Below are 814 nucleotides of genomic sequence, written 5' to 3' on the forward strand. Positions count from 1 at the left end.
GCTTGCCTCACTCACTTTTGCATTATATGCCTCTGCAGGCGTGGCATTTAAACGTTCCAAATACGCATTATTCATAAAGGCGTGTGTGTAGGTATCTATCATCTGCCCCAGCTCTTGTAATGTGTGGAGATTGGTTTGATTGCTCTTTTGTCCTCTTTTAAGCCGCCTTTGAGCGCGAGAGAAGAAAAACTCAATGGCTTGTCTTTGGCTCACGCTATGCCCGATGTAGCCTTTAATCCATTCCATAAGGTGATTTTGCAAACGCGCAAAGTTGCGCTCCACATAGGGCTTACACCACCCAGCGTATGCCCTAGATTTGATATGCTTAATATCAAGGCGCGTAAGCACCTCTTTGGTATATTTACTCACAAATGCGCTGCCATTGTCGCTTTTAATGCACTTTGGTTTGCCATAGGTGGTGATATATTTTGCAATGGCGCGGGAGACACCAAGCGCATTTTCAGTATCGCTGATATGGAAGCTACACACGCCGCTATAAGTATCAATAAGTGAAATAAGCACAAATCGCTTCTGCCACTTTTCCACATCAGCTACTTCAAGCCCTAGATTCCGCGCAATCTCACTCACATCAATCACCGCATCAATGCTTGTCGCATCAATTTCTACGATTTGATTAATAGAATCTACCGCCCAATTACTTTGCCCAAGTGCAGGGAGGAAGTTCCCCACAGCTGCATCTTCCCCACGATAGATGATTTTTGATTCAATGGGGTGAGATTTGAGATAGGCTTTGACATATCGCTCTAGCACACAATAGCTTATCACCTCATCTCTTTTTGCCAAGAAATCTGCT

At 44.3% G+C, this 814-nt stretch carries 1 protein-coding gene; it reads right to left on the reverse strand.

All coding sequences use genetic code 11. From position 1 onward, the window contains the following. Nucleotides 1–786 (reverse strand): integrase catalytic domain-containing protein (locus tag OQH61_RS09450; RefSeq protein ID WP_266027182.1); only part of this gene is annotated, 786 nt, incomplete at its 3' end. Between the last annotated feature and the right edge of the window lie 28 nt (nt 787–814).

This window comes from Helicobacter sp. MIT 21-1697, assembly GCF_026241255.1.
In the GTDB taxonomy this organism is placed as follows: Bacteria; Campylobacterota; Campylobacteria; order Campylobacterales; family Helicobacteraceae; genus Helicobacter_C.